Source organism: Dactylosporangium sp. NPDC049525 (genome assembly GCF_040676755.1).
Taxonomy (GTDB): domain Bacteria; phylum Actinomycetota; class Actinomycetes; order Mycobacteriales; family Micromonosporaceae; genus Dactylosporangium.
Genome location: NZ_JBFAPO010000075.1, coordinates 517 through 18,032, shown reverse-complemented (window position 1 = coordinate 18,032; position 17,516 = coordinate 517). Strand labels below are relative to the sequence as shown.

Genomic DNA, 17,516 nt, shown 5'->3' with positions numbered 1-17,516 from the left:
CTTCGCGCCGCCGTCGGCGGGGAGCCGGATCGGCGGGCGGAGGCCAGGCACCGTGGTCCTCGGGGGCGGGCGGGGTAGCGGGCACGCCCCGATGGTGCCAGAACGCCCCGGACCCGGGCAGCACCGGGATGAGGAAACCGCATAGCACGATGGCGGAAACGGTGGGGTGTGGCTCACCCGACTGTCTCGATCTGGATTCCCGCTGGCCGCAAAACATGAATACTCAGATATTCTTCTGTGGGGATACACCCACAACCCTCCCGTCAGTGTGGCCGGGACGAACAGAGCCGCCGCCCTTTCCAGGGGCGCCACAGCGCCCACTGCGAGAGGTGCGCCGCGGCCACGGAGGTGACTCGTGGAGATTCTGCTGCTGACCGCGGCTCCCGCGGGCCAGGTGGTCCTGCCCGGCCTGGACCTGCTGCCCCACACGGTGCGCACCGCCCCCCGTGACGTCCGCACACTGGTGAGCGGACCGAGCCCTGACGCCGTCATCGTCGACGCCCGCACCGAGCTGGCCGACGCCCGCGCGACCTGCCGCATGCTGCACGCCACCGGGCTGGGTGTCCCCCTGCTGGCGGTCGTGACCGAGGCGGGTCTCGTCGCCCTGCACGCCGACTGGGGCCTCGACGACGTCATCCTGGCCACCGCCGGCCCCGCCGAGATCGAGGCCCGGCTGCGCCTGGCCGTCGGGCGCCTCAACTCCGCCGCGGCCGCGAGCGGCGGCATGATCAAGGCCGGCGAGCTGACGATCGACCCCGACACGTATGCGGCGAAGCTCAAGGGCCGCCCGCTCGACCTCACGTACAAGGAGTTCGAGCTGCTCAAGTTCCTGGCGCAGCACCCCGGCCGGGTCTTCACCCGCGACCAGCTCCTGCGCGAGGTCTGGGGCTACGACTACTTCGGCGGCACCCGCACCGTCGACGTGCACGTCCGGCGCCTGCGCGCGAAGCTCGGCTCGGAGTACGAGTCGATGATCGGCACCGTGCGTCAGGTCGGCTACAAGTTCGTCGTCCCACCGGCCCGCCCGCTGCACGAGTCGGAGCCGGTAAGGGTCTGATCTAGACTTCACCCGTGACCGTCGAGCACCTTGACCACCTGTCCGCCAGTGAGGTCGACCAGGTGCTCGCGCTGAGCCAGGCGGCCGGCGACACCGACGGCGCGCTGCCGCTGTCCGAGCACGTGGTGCTGCACCTGCGGCACGGGGGTGAGACGCAGGCGGTCCACCTGCTGGCCCGCGACGCCGCCGGCGCCGTCGTGGGCTACGCGCACGTCGACACCACCGACGCGGTCGCGGGCGCCTCGGCGGAGCTGGCGGTGCATCCGCTGCACCGCCGGCGCGGCGTCGGCCGGGCGCTGGCAAAGGCGGCGATCGCGGTCGCCGACGAGCGCGCCGGCGGCCGGCTGCGGTTGTGGGCGCACGGTGACCACCCGTCGGCCTCCGCGCTTGCGGTCAGCCTCGGCTTCAACCGCGCGCGGGTGCTGCTGCAACTGCGGCGGTCGCTGTTCGCACCGCTGGACGAGGTCGTGCTGCCCGAGGGCGTGACCCTGCGTGCGTTCCGGCCGGGCGAGGACGACGCCGCCTGGCTCGCGGTCAACACGGCCGCCTTCGCCGATCACCCGGAGCAGGGCAAGTGGACCCTCGAGGACCTGCACGTCCGGCTGCGGGAGCCGTGGTTCGACGCGGAGGGTTTCCTGCTGGCGTTCCGCGGGGACCGTCTCGTCGGCTTCCACTGGACCAAGATCCACGGTGATCTTGAGGATCACCCGCACGAGCCGATCGGTGAGGTCTACGTGCTGGGCGTCGCGCCCGGCGCGCACGGCGGCGGGCTGGGCCGCGCGCTGACCCTGGCCGGCCTCTGGCACCTGCGTTCCCGCGGGCTTGCGCAGGTCATGCTCTATGTCGACGAGGACAACCGGCGGGCCGTGGCCCTGTACCAACGGCTGGGTTTCGTGCGCTGGGCCAACGATGTGAGCTTCCAGCGCGGCGTCTGACGCAAAACAGGCACCAACCATCTCCAGTGGGCAGTTCACCCATTGTCCAACTGGCCTCCGATCAGGCGTCACCTTCATCGCAGGACCTGTTCACCGCCCGTTCATTCGGACCCGGAGGGCCGGTTACCTGGCGCTCTTAGCGTCCTTCTCAGTCGACGACCCCCGTCGGCGGCACCCCGACGAAGGGACCGCAGTGAACTTCAAGCGGCACGGCATCATGGCCGGCATCGCGCTCACCGCGACGCTGGCGCTCACCGCGTGCGGCTCGGATAACAACGAGACCCCCAGCACGACGGGCAGCAACGGTGGCAGCGCCCCGGCCTCCACCATCACCTGCGCCAAGGGCTCACTGACGGCCCAGGGCTCGTCCGCGCAGAAGAACGCGATGGACGAGTGGATCAAGTCGTACCAGCAGAAGTGTGCTGACGCCAAGATCGACTACCAGGGCACCGGCTCCGGTGCCGGTATCACCGCCTTCTCGGGTGGCACGGCCGACTTCGCCGGTTCCGACTCCGCCCTCAAGGACGGCGACGAGACCACCAAGGCCACCGCTCGCTGTGGCGGCAACCCGGCGCTCAACCTGCCGATGGTCACGGGCCCGATCGCGATCGCCTACAACCTCGACGGCGTCAAGGACCTCCAGCTCAAGCCGGAGACCCTCGCCAAGATCTTCGCCGGCTCGATCACCAAGTGGGACGACGCCGCGATCAAGGGTGACAACCCGAGCGCGTCGCTGCCGTCGAGCCCGATCCTCGCCGTGCACCGTTCGGACTCCTCCGGCACGACGGAGAACTTCACGGACTACCTGACCAAGGCCTCGGCGGGCGCCTGGACCTTCGGCAAGGACAAGGTCTGGAAGGCCACCGGCGGCCAGGCCGAGAAGGGCTCCGACGGCGTCGCGGCCGCGGTCAAGAAGACGGCCGGTGCCATCGGCTACGTCGAGTGGTCGTTCGCCAAGGCCAACGCGCTCGGCACCGCCAAGGTCTACAACGGCGCCGGTGAGTACACCGCGCTGACCGGTGCGGCCGCCGGCAAGACCGTTGCGGGCGCCAAGATCACCGGCACCGGCGACGACCTGAAGCTGTCGATCGACTACGCCACCAAGGAGGCCGGGGCCTACCCGATCGTCCTGGTGACCTACGAGATCGTCTGCAGCAAGGGCACCCCGGCCGACAAGCTCGAGCTGGTCAAGGGCTTCCTGGGCTTCACCGCCAGCACCGACGGCCAGGCCCTGCTCGACAAGCTGGGCTACGCGCCGCTGCCGGCGTCGGTCCAGACCAAGGTTGCTGCCTCCATCAAGAACCTGGCCTGACAGGCCTGTCTTGAGCCAGGAGACTCTGCCTGCCACCTCCGCCGGTTCGCCCGGCGGAGGTGGCGGTCTTCCGAGGCGCCGCCGACTCGGCGCCGACATGCTGTTCCGCAGCACTGCGACGTTCGCCGGCTCGATGGTGCTCATCATCATCGCCGCCATCGCCGTCTTCCTCGTCGTGAAGGCCATCCCCGCCATTCAGGACGACAACGAGAACTTCCTCACCTACAAAGAGTGGTTCACCGACTCCGACACCAAGAAGTTCGGCATCGCGGCGACGGCGTTCGGCACGGTCCTCACGGCGGCGCTCGCGCTGCTGATGGCGGTGCCGGTCGCGCTGGGCATTGCGCTGTGCCTGTCGCACTACGCGCACCGCCGGGTGGCCACCAGCCTGAGCTTCGTCATCGACCTGCTGGCCGCCGTCCCCAGTGTCGTGTTCGGCCTCTGGGGCCGCGACTACTTCTACGAGCCGGTCACCAACCTGTCGAAGTGGCTGCACGACACCGTCGGCTGGCTGCCGATCTTCGGCAGCGAGGGTCCCTATGGCAAGTCGGTCCTGCTCGGCTCGATCGTGCTGGCAATCATGATCCTGCCGATCGTGACGTCGCTGTCGCGTGAGGTGTTCCTGCAGACCCCGCGGGAGAACCAGGAGGCCGCGCTCGCGCTCGGCTCCACCAAGTGGGAGATGATCCGCACCGCCGTGATCCCCTACGGCAAGGCGGGCATCATCGCCTCGGTCATGCTCGGCCTGGGCCGCGCGCTCGGCGAGACGATCGCCCTCGCGCTGACCCTCGGCAGTGTCTTCGCCATCAACTGGGACTTCATCGGCCCCGGCGGCATCACCATCGCCTCCAACATCGCCAACCGGTTCGGCGAGGCCGACGAATTCGGCCGTGGCGCCCTGATCGCCTCCGGTCTGGTGCTGTTCGCCATCACCCTGGTCGTCAACATGGCCGCCCGCGCGATCGTGTACCGGCGCCGTGAGTTCGTCGGGAGCGCATGATGAGCGTGCAAACCAAGGAGCCGGTGGGCCTGCAGAACGCGCAGCAGCTCCGCACGAAGTCACTGCCGAAGTGGTCGCCGTGGGCGGTCGCCGTGGCGGCGCTGGTCGTGTCGTTCATCCTGGTCTATCTGACCTCGTGGGGCGGCGCGGTGCTCACGGGCGTCGTCGCCGCCGTGCTGTTCGTGGCGTTCCTCGGCATCGCGGCGACGGTCGTCGAGGGCGGCCGGTCGGCCCGCAACCGGATCGCCACCACCCTGATCTACGGCGCGTTCATCCTCGCCCTGGCGCCGCTACTCTCGGTGGCCTGGACGCTGCTCAGCAAGGGCAGCACCCGCCTGGACGGCAATTTCTTCGGCACGTCGATGAACAACATCGGCGCGTTCGACGAGAAGGGCGGTGCCTACCACGCGATCATCGGCACGCTCGAGCAGGCCGGCATCGCCACGCTGATCACGGTGCCGCTGGGCATCCTCGGCGCGATCTACATCGTCGAATACGGCCGCGGCTTCCTGGCCAACGCGATCCGCTTCTTCGTCGACGTCATGACCGGCATCCCGTCGATCGTGTCCGGCCTGTTCATCCTGTCGTTCTGGGTCTTCACGGTCACCCCGCTGTTCAACAACGGCAACGCCCGCTACTCGGGCTTCGCCGCGGCCCTGTCGCTCAGCGTCCTGATGCTGCCGACCGTGGTGCGCTCGACCGAGGAGATGCTGCGGCTGGTGCCCACCGCGCTGCGTGAGGGCGCCTACGCCCTCGGCGTGGCGAAGTGGAAGACGATCGTCAGCATTGTGCTGCCGACCGCTGGTCCCGGCATCGTCACCGGTGTCATGCTGGCGGTGGCCAGGGCCGCGGGTGAGACCGCCCCGGTCCTGCTGGTCGCCGGCGGCCTCAGCTCGATCAACTTCAACGTGTTCAGCGGCAACCAGTCGTCGCTGTCGCTCTACGTGTTCGAGCAGGCCGGCGTCGCCTCGGAGTTCGCACCTGGCCGCGCCTGGACGGCGGCGCTCACGCTGGTCGTCCTCGTCCTGGTCCTGACCGTCGCGGCGAAGCTGCTGGCCAGCCGCAACAAGCTCGCCCGATGACCCTCACTGGAGCGCCCGACATGGCAAAGCGCATCGAAGCCCACGGTGTCACCTCGTACTACGGATCGTTCAAGGCGATCGACGGCGTCTCGATGACGATCGAGCCGAAGTCGGTGACGGCCCTGATCGGACCCTCCGGCTGCGGCAAGTCGACGTTCCTGCGGTCGATCAACCGTATGCACGAGGTCCTGCCCAACGCCCGCATCGAGGGGCAGCTCCTCATCGACGGGCAGAACATCTACGACAAGGACGTCGACGTCACCGCCGTCCGCCGGATGATCGGCATGGTCTTCCAGCGGCCCAACCCGTTCCCGACCATGTCGATCTTCGACAACGTGGTGGCCGGCCTGCGCCTCAACGGCGTGCGCAAGAAGTCGCTGCTCGAGGAGATCGCCGAGAAGGCGCTGCGCAGCGCCAACCTGTGGAACGAGGTCAAGGACCGGCTCGCCCGTCCCGGCGCCGGCCTGTCCGGCGGTCAGCAGCAGCGCCTGTGCATCGCCCGCGCCATCGCGGTCGAGCCGCAGGTCGTGCTGATGGACGAGCCCTGCTCGGCGCTCGACCCGATCTCCACGCTCGCGATCGAGGACCTGATCACCGAGCTGAAGAACCAGTACACGATCGTGATCGTCACGCACAACATGCAGCAGGCGGCCCGCGTCTCGGACCGCACCGGGTTCTTCTCGATCGACAAGACCGGAGACCCCGGCCGCCTCATCGAGTACGACGACACCGCGAAGATCTTCACGAACCCGTCGGTCAAGAAGACCGAGGACTACATCACCGGCCGGTTCGGCTAGGACGTCAGATCGGGCGGATGGCGTCGGCCGGATCCCGGTTCGACGCCGCCGCCAGGGCCGCCTCGATGCTGCCCGCCTCAGCCACCTCGGTCAGCGTGAAGGTGGTCGGCGGCAGCATCGTGAAGCGGCCGTCCGCGGCATCGGCCGGCGCGCACCAGACCGTGTCGTCGGCCTCCCCGCCGACATCCCTCGTGACCTGCCCCTCCGGCAGCGCGGCGAGGAAGAAGTAGGTGTCGAAGCGCCGCGGCTCGAACTCCGGCGTGATCCAGCGCGACCACGGCACCAGCAGGTCGGAGCGCAGCACCAGCCCGTTGCGGGTGAGGAACTCGGCGAAGCCGAGCTCCCGGCCGATCAGTGCCAGCCTGGCCCGCTCCCAGTCGGGGCCGCTGACGTCACCGACGACGGTGTCCACGTCGGCGCCGGCGAGCAGCACCCCGGACTCCTCGAACACCTCCCGGACCGCCGCGCACACGACCGAGCGGGCCACGGACTCCGGCAGGCGCAGCCGGGCCGCCCACTGCGCCGGCGACGGCCCCGCCCAGTCGGGCTGGACGGTCGCGTCCCGCGGGTCGACGCCCCCGCCGGGGAAGACGTACATCGACGCGGCGAACGCCATCGTCGGGACCCGGCGCAACAGGTACACCTCGAACGGCGGGCGCAACAGCACCACGGTGCTGGCGAGGCGGGGCTCCACCGGTACACCACCTGCTGCGGCGAACTCACGGGCACGCTCCGCCAGACCGGGCGGCAGACGGAACTCGACCATGCGTCCAGCCTAAGGTGCGGCTTCGTGGCCGGGGCGGCCGTGGGTGCGGCGGCGCTCTTTCATCTCGGCCTCGAACACGTGGCGCCGGCCGCCGATCAGCTCGTCGCGGGCGGTCCGGTCCAGCTCCTTGAACAGGGCGTAGTAGCCGTCGTCGAACTCCTCGACGAGCTGGAACGTCCAGCGGCCGGCAATGACGTTGCGGCCCACGAGCTCGGTCTCGATACGCTCGGCAAGCTTGGCGTGACCGCCGTCGCGGAACAGGTCGACGGCCTCGTCGAGCATCAGGTCGGCGTGGCCGATCAGCTGATGCAGGTCGTAGAGGCGCCCGCGGGCCCGTTCCACGGTCTCCAGTGCCTCGCTCAGCTTGCCCAGTGCCTCGACGGAGACGTCGGAAACCCCGTCCGGCCTGCGGTGTTGTTCATCAGATCCCACAGCGGTCCGTTACCCGGTGAAGCACTAGGTTGAACGTCATGACCGACCGCATTCGCTGGGGCATCCTGTCCACCGGCAGCATCGCGAGCACGTTCGTCGAAGACCTGCGCCTGCTGCCCGACGCCTCGGTGGCGGCCGTCGGCTCCCGCACCACCGCGAACGCCGAGCGGTTCGCGGCGAAGCACGACATCCCGCGGGCGCACGGCTCCTGGCAGGCGCTGGTCGACGACCCCGAGGTCGACGCGATCTATGTGGCGACGCCGCACACAGCGCACTTCGACGCGACGATGCTGTCCCTCGCCGCGGGCAAGGCGACGCTGACGGAGAAGCCGTTCACGCTCGATGTGGCGTCCTCGGAGATCCTGGTGGAGACCGCCCGCAGCAACGGCGTGTTCCTCATGGAGGCGATGTGGACGCGCTGCATCCCGGCGGTCCGGCGGATGGTCGACCTCGTCAAGGAAGGCGCGATCGGTGAGCCGACCGCCGTGCACGCGGACTTCGGCATGCTGGTGCCCCGCGACGACACGCACCGGCTGTGGGACCGGGCCCTCGGCGGCGGTGCCCTGTATGACGTCGGGATCTACCCGGTGACGTTCGCGCACCTGTTCCTCGGCGCGCCGTCCAGCATCGAGGCGTGGGCCCGGCTCAGCCCCGGCGGCGTCGACGAGAACACCGGCATCCTGCTGGGCTACGACTCCGGCGCGGTCGCGGCGCTGACGTGCTCGCTGGTCGGCGACAGCGCGCGCCGGGCGACGATCACGGGCACCGCCGGCCGGATCGAGGTGCCCCGTGACTTCTTCCACCCGTCGGGCTTCACCGTCTGGCACGGCGGCGAGGCCGAGACGGTGGACCTGCCGTTCGAGGGTGCCGGCTACCAGTTCGAGGCCGCGGAGGTGCACCGGTGCCTGCGCGAGGGCCTCACGGAGAGCCCGCTGGTCCCGCTCGCCGAAACGCTGGACATTTTGACCGTTTTGGATGTTGTACGGGTAAAGGTCGGTCTTGACTACTCGGCCTGACGGGACCACCTGATCGTTCCGGCTTGGCTACCCTGCGCGATATGGCGAAGGAGATCCGGGCCGATCCCGGAGCGCTGAGCGATCTGGCGGATGCCAGCCTGGCCGCGGCCGAGCGCCTCGGCGACCACTTCCGCACCGGCTACCGGCACCTGCCGGTCCCCGTGTCGGCCTTCGGCACCCTCGGCGGCGCCGCAGCGGTCCACGGCACCTGCGAGCTGGTGCTGCAGGACGGCCAGGCCGCGATCACGTCCCTGGTCGCGGTCCTGGAGGGCGACGCCGAGCGGCTGTGGCGCACCGCGTTCGCGTATCACGAGGCCGACCGCGCCGCCGACCTGCGCATGGGCGGTTCCCGAGGAGCGGCGGCGTGACCGGCGCGCGGCGGCGGGGCGCAGCGGAGGCGGCGGCGTGACGACGAACGGGGCGGTGCTCGAGGCGGTTGCCGTCGACGACCTGTGGCGGCTCGGCGCGCGGCCGGACCTGCTCGACGCGGCCGCCGGGGTGTGGCGGGCGACGGGTCAGGACGCCGCCGCGGCGCTCGCGCTGCTGGACGCGGCGACCCGCCCGGTGACCGGCGCGGCGTGGACCGGCGACGCCGCCGACAGCTACCAGTGGCACCGCGGCAAGCTCGGCCGCGACCTGGACACGGTGGCGCGGCTCGCCCCGGCCACCGCCGCCCGGTATGAGGCGATGGCGGCGCTGCTGCGGCGGGGCCAGAACCTGCTCGACGATGCCTGGAGCCGCATCGCCGCACTCGTGCCGCACCGGCGGACCGGTGCCGGCGTCACGTTCAGCCCGGCGGACCAGGGCCAGGCCGACGCCGTCGGGCATGCCGTGGCCGACGCGACCGCCATCCGGGCGGAGGTGGTGCAGGCGCTGGTCGTACACGACGCGGCACTGCGCGCTTCGCGGCCACCGTGGGCGGTGATCTCGACGCAATGGCGCGAGATCGCGGCGGGGCGCGTGGAAGGCTGGCGGGCGGCCACCGAGCCGGCGACCGGCGTCGACGTGATCACGGCCGGCAGCGTCGTGGTCAACGCCACCGGCGGGGACGACGTCGTGACGGTGCGCACCGAGCCGGACGGCAGCCGGATCGTGCTGGTCGACGGCGTGCCCGTGCGGGTGCCGGCGGGCGCCCGGCTGGTGGTCCGCACCGGCGCCGGCAACGACGCGGTCCACGTGGAGGGCGCCGGCGCGGTCACCGTGCTCGGCGGCTCGGGCGACGACACCCTCGAGGGCGGAGCCGGCAACGACACGCTGCTGGCCGGTGCGGGCGTGGACCACGTACGGGCCGGCGAGGGCAACGACCTGGTCAGTCTGGGCCCGTGGCGCGGCGGCCGGCCGGAGGCGGAGACCGCGGCGCTGGAGGGCGGCGACGACCGGCTCTGGGGCAGCGCCGGCATGGCCCGGATCGACGGCGGCGAGGGCGATGACCTGCTGTTCGGCGGCGACGGCGACGACGTGATCAGCGCGGGTGGCGGCGCGGACACCGTCGACGGCGGCGACGGCGAGGACCGGCTGGCCGGCAACGCCGGCGACGACACGCTGTTCGGCGGGGACTCCGCCGACTACCTCGACGGCGGCGCGGGCGACGACCGGCTCGACGGCGGTGAGGGCGGCGACGTGCTCTACGGCCTGTCCGGCCGGGACACCCTGATCGGCGGCGCGGGCGGGGACTACCTGGAGGGCGGCACCGGCGACGACACCCTCGACGGCGGCACCGGCCAGGATGTCCTGTCCGGTGGCCGCGGCGACGACGTGCTGATCGGCGGGGCCGGCGACGACGTCGTCAACTCCGGTGCCGGCGCCGACACCGTGCTCGGCGGCGCGGGCGACGACACCCTGTACGGCCAGGGCGAGGACACCGCGGCCGGGGTCGAGCGGATGGTCGCGGTCGAGTCCTCGGCCGGGTTGGACGGCTTCGTGCGGATCGAGGGCGACGCGGAGTACGTCGAACGGGTCCAGGCCGACCTGGACCTGCTCAGCGCCTCCCCCGACGGCCGGCAGATGCTCGCCGGGCTGCAGGCGGCCGGCACGCCGCTGGTCATCCGGCCGGAGCTCGGCGACAACGGCCACGCCAGGCCGGGTCCGCCGCCGGCGGTGCTCTACAACCCGGCGTGGGGCGGCATGCAGGACGGCCGCCCGCCGGTGGTGACGCTGTTCCACGAGCTGGCGCACGTGTACGACTACACGCACGGCACGCTCAACCGGCACCCGTACAACGGTGCGAGCGGGCGCGACGTCGACGGCTACGGCAACCCGGTGGGCAACTTCGAACGCCAGGCGACCGGGCTGCCGATCGACGACGACGGCGACCCCGCGACCGCCAACCGGATCGACCCGCGGCACCCCGTGGAGCTCACCGAGAACGGCCTGCGCGCCGAGCTGCACCTCGCGCACCGGGACACCTATGGCATGCCCTAGAACAGGGGGCGGGCGATCAGGTAGGCGACGACGGCGATGGCGCCCGCGGCCGGGAAGGTGAGGACCCAGGCGATCAGGATGTTGCCGGCGACGTTCCACCGGACCGCGGAGAGCCGCTTGGTCGCGCCGACGCCCATGATCGCCGAGGTGATCGTGTGGGTCGTCGAGATCGGTACGCCGAGCCATGACGTGGTGAACAACACACCCGAGGCGACGGTCTCGGCCGCGAACCCCTGCGGCGGGTCGAGGTCGATGACCTTGCGGCCCAGCGTGCGGATGATCCGCCAGCCGCCGGAGTAGGTGCCCAGGGCCAGCATCGTCGAGGAGGTCCAGAAGACCCACCACGGGATGTGGCTGGTGTTGTCCTGGTATCCGCCGGCATAGAGGGCGAGCACCACGATGCCCATGGTCTTCGCGGCGTCCTGCATGCCGTGGCCGACCGACATCGCGGCGGCGGAGACGGTCTGCGCGTAGCGGAAGCCCTTGTTGAGCTTGCGCGGGTTGCCGTTGCGGAAGATCCACATGATGGCGATCATCATGATCCCGCCGAGCGTGAAGCCGACCAGCGGCGAGGCCACCATCGGGATGACGACCTTCTCCACGATGCCGGACCACAGCACGGTGGCGCCCTCGACGTCGAAGAGCATCGCGCCGAGCGACGCCCCGACCAGGCCGCCGACCAGGGCGTGCGACGAGGAGGACGGGATCCCGAAGTACCAGGTGATGAGGTTCCACGTGATGGCGCCGACCACGCCGGCGAACACGATGCCGAGGCCGCTCATACCGCTCGGCGGGTGGATGATGCCGCTGCCGACGGTCTTGGCGACCGCGCCGCCGAGGTGCGCGCCGGCGAAGTTGCCGAGCGCGGCCATGATCAGGCCGGTCCGCGGGCTGAGCGCGCGCGTGGAGACGGAGGTCGCGATCGCGTTGGCTGCGTCATGGAATCCGTTGGTGTAGTCGAACACCAGCGCCACGAGGATGACGGCGAGCACGGCGATCAGTTGCGCGCTGATCAGGACTCCTTGACGACGATGGTCTCGATCGTGTTCGCCACGTGCTCGAAGGCATCGCAGGCGGCCTCGAGCTCGTCGACGACCTCTTTCATCTTCAGCACCGTCAGCGCGTCGTACTCACCGGAGAAGAGCCGCACGAGCAGCATGCGGTACGCGTTGTCGCCCTCGTTCTCCAGCCGGTTGCACTCGACCCAGTACTCCTCGAGGTTCTTCATGGTCTTCAGCCGCGGCATCGCCTCGGCGGTGAGCCGGGCCTGCTGGTCGAGGACCTTGACGATCTCGTGCAGCTCGCGGGGCAGCGACGGCAGCTTGGTCAGGCCGTACAGGTACAGCAGGCTGCCGACCGCCTCGAGGTGGTCCATCACGTCGTCGAGGAGCGAGCCGAGCCGGTAGATGTCCTCCCGGTCGAACGGCGTGATGAAGCTGGAGTTGATCTTCTTGTAGAGCTGATGCGTGATCGCGTCGCTGTCGTGCTCGACCTCGACCAGGCGCTCACTGACGCTCTGCACGTCGACGCCCGGCAGCGCCAGCTCGGAGAGCAGCTCCGTGCCGATCACGAGATTCATCGCCGCACGGGTGAAGAACTCGTAGAACGAATCGTCGCTGGGACGAAGCCTGAAACGCACAGCCCTGACCTCGAGACGTGAACGAAATCCGCGAGCAACCGGTTGGCCCTCGGCGGGAATGCTAGATCCCACTACTGGAAGCGGCCGAACCGCAGTCCACAACCCATGTGTAGTTCATCTTTCGTTCACGTTGAATTCATCGAGAACCGCCATGCGGCGTGACTCAGCCCGGTGCTTCCGGTCTTTGTTGGTCGGTTTCCGAAGAAACCGGGCAAGTGGGGCGCGGTGTCGGCTGGCGATCAGGTCGACCCCAGCGGCGCGCAGTTCCTGCCAGAAGGCCGTCCGCACCGCTCGCGGGTCCTCGGGGACGTCGACGAACCGGACGCGCCGCCCGCCGGCGTGTGCGGCGCCGATCAGAGACCGCAGGATGTGCCGCGCCTCGGCGGGGAACTCGGGCCACTCCTCCCGCGGGTCCCAGCCGAGCCTGGCCCCGAGCGCGTCGGTGACCAGCGGCGCGACGGTGACCGGCAGGCCGCCCTCGTCCAGGTCGCTGAAGCGCCCCTCCAGGAACGCGAACCGCTCGTAGGCGCCCAGCAGGTCCGCGCGGGACCAGTACGGCCCGGTCAGCACGACCGTGATCGCGCCCGGCACGACCCGCCCGCCGAGGAACGTGGTCAGCAGTTCGGCCCGCGGGCGCAGCAGGAGGTCGAGGGCCTCGTACTCCGGGCGCGCCGCCTGCAGCAGCAACGGGCCCCGCTGGTGCGGCGGCCTTTCCCTGGTGCTGCCGGGCCGGGGCGCGGCCACCCCCGGGTCGGCGTGGACGAGCAGCAGGAACGGCTCGGCCCGGCGTGGATGGACCCGGGCGAGCGGGCTCGCGTCGACCAGGGCGGCGAGGGGATCCAGTACCGCCGCCTCGAAGGTCGGCGCAGGCTCACCGGGGGGCATCACACAGTCGAGCCGCAGGACCGGTGGCCGGGTGTCGTGGTCGAGGCGGACGGCGACCTCGACGCCCGCGAAGCCCGCGCGGACCGCGGCGGCGACCGGGTCGGCGGGGCCGTCGACCGCGACGAGAAGGCCGTCGGCGAGGTACGGCCGGCCCCGCCGTGCCCGCGCCGCGGCCAGTGCACCCATCGCCGCGAGGCCCACCAGTCCGCTGGCGACCGTGGCCAGACCATTGCTCATCCTCAAATGGTATGTAACGTACATATCGCCCGCGCGGGAAACGCCCTGCTCCAATGGGCTTGAATGGGTGCGTGGACGATGAGTTCAGCGCGCACCGCGACCATCTGTTCGGCGTGGCGTATCGGATGCTCGGCAGCCGCGCCGACGCCGAGGACGTCGTGCAGGACGCCTGGCTGCGCTACGCCGGGGCCGACACGACCGGCGTCGCCGACCTGCGGGCGTGGCTGACCACCGTCACGGGGCGGCTGTGCCTGGACCACCTGCGCGCCGCGAAGGCCCGCCGGGAGGCGTACATCGGGCCGTGGCTGCCCTCCCCGCTGGTCGAGCGGCTCCCCGACCCGGCGCAGGTGGACCCCGGCGAGCGGGTGTCCTTCCGGGACAGCGTCAGCATCGCGCTGCTGCTCGTCCTGGACGCGCTGACCCCCGAGCAGCGGGTCGCCTTCGTGCTGCACGACGTCTTCGCCGTGCCGTTCGCGGAGGTGGCGGCGACGCTCGGTACCACCACGGAGAACGCCCGGCAGCTGGCCTCCCGCGCCCGGCGGGCGGTCGCTGACGGTGAACGCCGGCACACCACCGACCGGGCCAGGCAGGAGGAGGTGCTCGCCGCCTTCACCGCCGCCGCGGCCGGTGGCGACCTCGACGCGCTGCTCAAGGTCCTCGCCCCCGACGTCGTCGCGCTCGGCGACGGCGGCGGCATCGGATCCGCGGCGCGGCGGCCGGTCGTCGGCGCCCTCGCGGTGGCCCGCTTCGTGCTCGGGCTGTTCCGGCGGTCGCTGCGGGAGGGGTACGTCGTGCAGTCCGCGCTCGTCAACGGCGACCTCGGGCTGGTCGTGCGGATGCCCGGCACCGGCGAGACCGCGGTCGCCAGCCTGGCGGTCAGCCCTTCGGGGCTCATCACCGGCGTCTACAACCAGCTCAACCCGGTGAAGATCGGCCTACTGGACGAGTTCTAGCCATTCGAGGTACTTGAGGCCGAACGGCTCCGTGCGCTGCGTCACCGCGCCGAAGAGCCAGTCGGCGCTGGTCTGCGCCTCGGCGATCACGTCCGCCGGGTAGGAGTACTTCACCTGGTGCGCGGCGAACTCGTCCTCGTCGAGCAGCTCGATCGCGCCGGTGCGCCGCCGCCGCACGTCGAGGTCCAGGTCGATCATGGTGACCTCGGTCTCCTCGATCCAGTGCGGCACCGTCGTGATGTCGCAGTAGATCTCGGTGCGGTGCGGCGATGCGTTGAAACACGCCGTCCACCACGCCTGCCGGGGGAAGAGCAGCACGTGCGGCGCCTCGACCGGGCCGGTGCGCGTCGGCCCCCGGTGCACGATCGTGCCGCTGTCGGCGCCGACCCAGATGCCGTGGTCGTCCTCGCCGAGCAGTCTCGTCTCGTAGTTCCAGTGCAGCGATCCGTCGAACTTCCGGTAGACCACCCGCACCTGTGTCATGCGCCCACAGTACTGATCGTGTCCCGGTGATCGGTTTCCGTCACCGGCCGTTGGATTCCGTTACGGGTCGTTGGTTTCGGTCGTGGCCGCCGGTTTCTGTCGTAGGGAGGCTGTAGCGTGCCATGGCGTGACTGCCACTCTTCCCGCCCAGCGCACCCCCGTGGACGTGACCGAGCTGCTCTCCGCCGCCGTCGGCGCGGTCCCCGGCGGCGCCGAGCGACCCGGGCAGCAGCAGATGGCCGAGGCGATCGCCGAGGCCGCCGAGCGGGAAGAGCATCTGCTCGTCCAGGCCGGCACCGGCACCGGCAAGTCCCTCGCCTATCTCGTGCCGTCGCTGCTCGTCGACGGGCCCGTGGTCGTGTCCACCGCCACCCTGGCGTTGCAGTCACAGCTCGTCGACCACGACCTGCCCCGGCTGGCCGACGCGGTCGAGCCGCTGCTGAAGCGGCGCCCGACCTTCGCCGTGCTCAAGGGCCGGCACCACTACGTCTGCCTGGCCCGCCTCGAGGGCACCTCCGTCGAGGAGCCCGACGACGCGCTCTTCGACGTCGGCGAGGCCAAGCCGACCCGCTGGCTCGGCGAGGCCGGACGGCTCGGCAAGCACATCGAGCGGCTCCGCGACTGGGCGATGGAGACCGACACCGGTGACCGCGACGAGCTCGACCCGGGCGTCGACGACTCGGCGTGGAAGCTCGTCTCGATGCCCGCCCGCGAGTGCGTCGGCGCGGCCCGCTGCCCCTATGGCTCCGAGTGCTTCGCCGAGGCCTCGCGCGCCCGGGCCCGCGAGGCGGACATCGTCGTCACCAACCACAGCCTCCTCGCCGTCGACATGCTCAGCGGCCGCATGATCATCCCGCCGCACAAGCTCCTCGTCGTCGACGAGGCGCACGAGCTCGCCGACCGGGTCAGCTCCGCCTCGCAGGCCGAGCTCACTCCCGAGCTGCTGGAGCGGGCCGCCCGCCGCTGCCGCCCCTATGTCGACGACGACGTCGCCGACCGCCTCATGGAGGCCGGCGACACCCTCACCGTCGCGCTCGCCGACGCGCCCACCGGCCGCATCACCGACGGCCTGCCCACCACCCTCGGCGAGGCACTCACCCTGCTCGACGGCGGTGGCCGCAAGGCCGTCGACGCCATCGGCGACGTCAAGGCCGACGACCCCGACCCGGTCCGCAAGCAGCAGGCCAGGACGATGGTCGGCGACCTCACGAAGATCGCCCAGCGGATCCTGTCCGGCTCCGAGCACGACGTCACCTGGATCGAGCGCGACGACCGGGGCCGCCGCGCCGTGGTCGTCGCCCCCCTGTCGGTCGCCGGCACCCTCAACACCCACCTGTTCCACGAGCGCACGGTCGTCGCCACGTCGGCGACCCTGGCCCTGGGCGGCCAGTTCGACACCGTCGCCCGCTCCCTCGGCCTGCCGGTCACCACGCCGTCGCCCGCCCTCGCCAGCGGCGCGTCACCGGCCGAGGCCGCCCGCGAAGCGGTCCTGCGCGCCTCCGCCGCCCGCGACGACGCCGACCTCGCGTGGAACGCGCTCGACGTCGGCTCCCCGTTCGACTATGCCAAGCAGGGCATCCTCTATGTCGCCGCGCACCTGCCCCGGCCACAGACCTCAGGCCTGTCCGACCCCGCGGCCAACGAGATGGTCGAGCTCGTCCAGGCCCTCGGCGGCCGCGCCCTCGGCCTCTTCTCCTCCCGCAAGGCCGCCGAGCGGGCCGCGGAGGTCCTGCGCGCCAAGACCTCCGGCATCACGATCCTTCTGCAGGGCGAGGAGTCCCTGCCGATCCTCGTCCGCAAGTTCCGCGAGGACCGCAACAGCTGCCTGCTCGGCGTCATGTCCCTCTGGCAGGGCGTCGACGTCCCCGGCGACGCCTGCCAGCTCGTCATCATCGACCGGCTGCCCTTCCCCCGCCCCGACGAGCCCCTGGCCGCCGCCCGCTCCGCCGCCGTCGAGTCCGCCGGGGGCTCGGGCTTTGCCGCGGTCAGCGTGCCGATCGCGGCGGTCCGGCTCGCCCAGGGCGTCGGCCGCCTGATCCGCGCCCGCACCGACAAGGGCGTGGTGGCGGTGCTGGACTCCCGCTTGGAGACCGCGCGAGGCTACGGCCCTTTCTTGCGGGCCTCGCTCCCCCCGTTCTGGTACACGACCAAGCCCGACCTGGTCCGCGCCGCCCTCCGCCGCCTGGCCAACCCGTAGCGGGGTCGGCCGCCGGCGCTCGCTGTGATCCTGGCGCCTGCCGCCCGGCTCGGCCATCTGGGCCGAGGCTGGCCCGCTTCGCGATCAACCACGGCGGCCCGGGTCGATTCGCACGACGTCACCGTCGAGGCCGGCGTCGTTCCGGGCGCCCGCTCCACCACGGGGACGGGCCTTCCGGCCGGTCCTGCGAGCCGGGTCGTGCGAGCCAGGTCGTGCGAGCCAGGTCGTGCGAGCCAGGTCGTGCGAGCCAGGTCGTGCGAGCCAGGTCGTGCGAGCCAGGTCGTGCGAGCCAGGTCGTGCGAGC

Annotated in this window: 17 protein-coding genes; 11 read left to right on the top strand and 6 right to left on the bottom strand. The window is 71.3% G+C overall.

The genetic code is table 11. From position 1 onward, the window contains the following. Positions 1-355: 355 nt before the first annotated feature. The 6 genes from AB0K00_RS51175 (at position 356) to pstB (ending at position 6,183) form a co-directional block, all read left to right on the top strand. A complete protein-coding gene (locus tag AB0K00_RS51175; protein WP_327006563.1) occupies positions 356-1,057 on the top strand; it encodes a response regulator transcription factor in 702 nt (233 codons plus the stop codon). A 14-nt stretch (positions 1,058-1,071) separates the two neighbouring features. After that, on the top strand, positions 1,072-1,992 hold the full coding sequence (gene mshD / locus AB0K00_RS51170; protein ID WP_363538051.1) for a mycothiol synthase: 921 nt from the start codon (positions 1,072-1,074) through the stop codon (positions 1,990-1,992). Between the two features lie 193 nt (positions 1,993-2,185). Beyond that, a complete protein-coding gene (gene pstS / locus AB0K00_RS51165) occupies positions 2,186-3,304 on the top strand; it encodes a phosphate ABC transporter substrate-binding protein PstS (protein ID WP_363538049.1) in 1,119 nt (372 codons plus the stop codon). Between the two features lie 97 nt (positions 3,305-3,401). Next, a complete protein-coding gene (gene pstC, locus AB0K00_RS51160) occupies positions 3,402-4,304 on the top strand; it encodes a phosphate ABC transporter permease subunit PstC (RefSeq protein WP_363538047.1) in 903 nt (300 codons plus the stop codon). After that, a complete protein-coding gene (gene pstA / locus AB0K00_RS51155) occupies positions 4,304-5,386 on the top strand; it encodes a phosphate ABC transporter permease PstA (RefSeq protein WP_363538045.1) in 1,083 nt (360 codons plus the stop codon). Before pstC ends, pstA begins: the two co-directional genes overlap by 1 nt. A gap of 20 nt (positions 5,387-5,406) precedes the next feature. Further along, the gene (pstB, locus tag AB0K00_RS51150) at positions 5,407-6,183 is read left to right on the top strand and encodes a phosphate ABC transporter ATP-binding protein PstB (RefSeq protein ID WP_363538114.1); all 777 of its coding nucleotides are present in this window, start codon (positions 5,407-5,409) and stop codon (positions 6,181-6,183) included. 4 nt (positions 6,184-6,187) lie between these two features. Here pstB and AB0K00_RS51145 read toward each other — a convergent pair whose 3' ends face one another. Both AB0K00_RS51145 and AB0K00_RS51140 read right to left on the bottom strand, forming a co-directional pair. Next, positions 6,188-6,949, bottom strand: coding sequence for an NUDIX hydrolase (locus AB0K00_RS51145; RefSeq protein ID WP_363538043.1), 762 nt, complete (start codon positions 6,947-6,949; stop codon positions 6,188-6,190). A 9-nt stretch (positions 6,950-6,958) separates the two neighbouring features. After that, positions 6,959-7,381 carry a hypothetical protein gene (locus tag AB0K00_RS51140; RefSeq protein WP_363538041.1) on the bottom strand — a complete coding sequence of 141 codons (423 nt, stop codon included), beginning with the start codon at positions 7,379-7,381 and terminating at the stop codon, positions 6,959-6,961. Between the two features lie 38 nt (positions 7,382-7,419). On the opposite strand from AB0K00_RS51140, the gene AB0K00_RS51135 reads away from it, so the two are divergent. From AB0K00_RS51135 to AB0K00_RS51125, 3 genes are read left to right on the top strand one after another with little or no spacing between them, the layout of a single operon-like run. Next, on the top strand, positions 7,420-8,397 hold the full coding sequence (locus AB0K00_RS51135) for a Gfo/Idh/MocA family oxidoreductase (RefSeq protein ID WP_363538039.1): 978 nt from the start codon (positions 7,420-7,422) through the stop codon (positions 8,395-8,397). 41 nt (positions 8,398-8,438) lie between these two features. Next, positions 8,439-8,765: a hypothetical protein gene (locus AB0K00_RS51130; RefSeq protein ID WP_363538037.1), complete on the top strand. Its 327-nt coding sequence runs from the start codon at positions 8,439-8,441 to the stop codon at positions 8,763-8,765. A gap of 37 nt (positions 8,766-8,802) precedes the next feature. Further along, entirely contained in the window at positions 8,803-10,818 is a 2,016-nt protein-coding gene (locus tag AB0K00_RS51125) for a M91 family zinc metallopeptidase (RefSeq protein WP_363538035.1), read from the top strand. Here the strand turns inward: AB0K00_RS51125 and AB0K00_RS51120 are convergent. The 3 genes from AB0K00_RS51120 to AB0K00_RS51110 form a co-directional block, all read right to left on the bottom strand. Continuing rightward, the gene (locus tag AB0K00_RS51120; RefSeq protein WP_363538112.1) at positions 10,815-11,831 is read right to left on the bottom strand and encodes an inorganic phosphate transporter; all 1,017 of its coding nucleotides are present in this window, start codon (positions 11,829-11,831) and stop codon (positions 10,815-10,817) included. The genes AB0K00_RS51125 and AB0K00_RS51120 overlap by 4 nt on opposite strands. Then, complete coding sequence (locus AB0K00_RS51115) at positions 11,831-12,457, bottom strand: DUF47 family protein (RefSeq protein WP_363538033.1); 627 nt, start codon at positions 12,455-12,457, stop codon at positions 11,831-11,833. The genes AB0K00_RS51120 and AB0K00_RS51115 overlap by 1 nt, the downstream gene beginning before the upstream one ends. A gap of 114 nt (positions 12,458-12,571) precedes the next feature. Further along, positions 12,572-13,579 (bottom strand): hypothetical protein, encoded by a 1,008-nt coding sequence (locus AB0K00_RS51110; protein ID WP_363538031.1) that lies wholly within the window; start codon positions 13,577-13,579, stop codon positions 12,572-12,574. A 71-nt stretch (positions 13,580-13,650) separates the two neighbouring features. Between AB0K00_RS51110 and sigJ the strand changes: the two genes are divergently transcribed. Next, complete coding sequence (gene sigJ / locus AB0K00_RS51105; RefSeq protein WP_363538029.1) at positions 13,651-14,532, top strand: RNA polymerase sigma factor SigJ; 882 nt, start codon at positions 13,651-13,653, stop codon at positions 14,530-14,532. Here sigJ and AB0K00_RS51100 read toward each other — a convergent pair. Then, the gene (locus tag AB0K00_RS51100) at positions 14,515-15,015 is read right to left on the bottom strand and encodes a DUF402 domain-containing protein (RefSeq protein ID WP_363538027.1); all 501 of its coding nucleotides are present in this window, start codon (positions 15,013-15,015) and stop codon (positions 14,515-14,517) included. The genes sigJ and AB0K00_RS51100 overlap by 18 nt on opposite strands. A gap of 235 nt (positions 15,016-15,250) precedes the next feature. On the opposite strand from AB0K00_RS51100, the gene AB0K00_RS51095 reads away from it, so the two are divergent. After that, complete coding sequence (locus AB0K00_RS51095) at positions 15,251-17,212, top strand: ATP-dependent DNA helicase (protein WP_363538110.1); 1,962 nt, start codon at positions 15,251-15,253, stop codon at positions 17,210-17,212. Positions 17,213-17,516 lie beyond the last annotated feature (304 nt).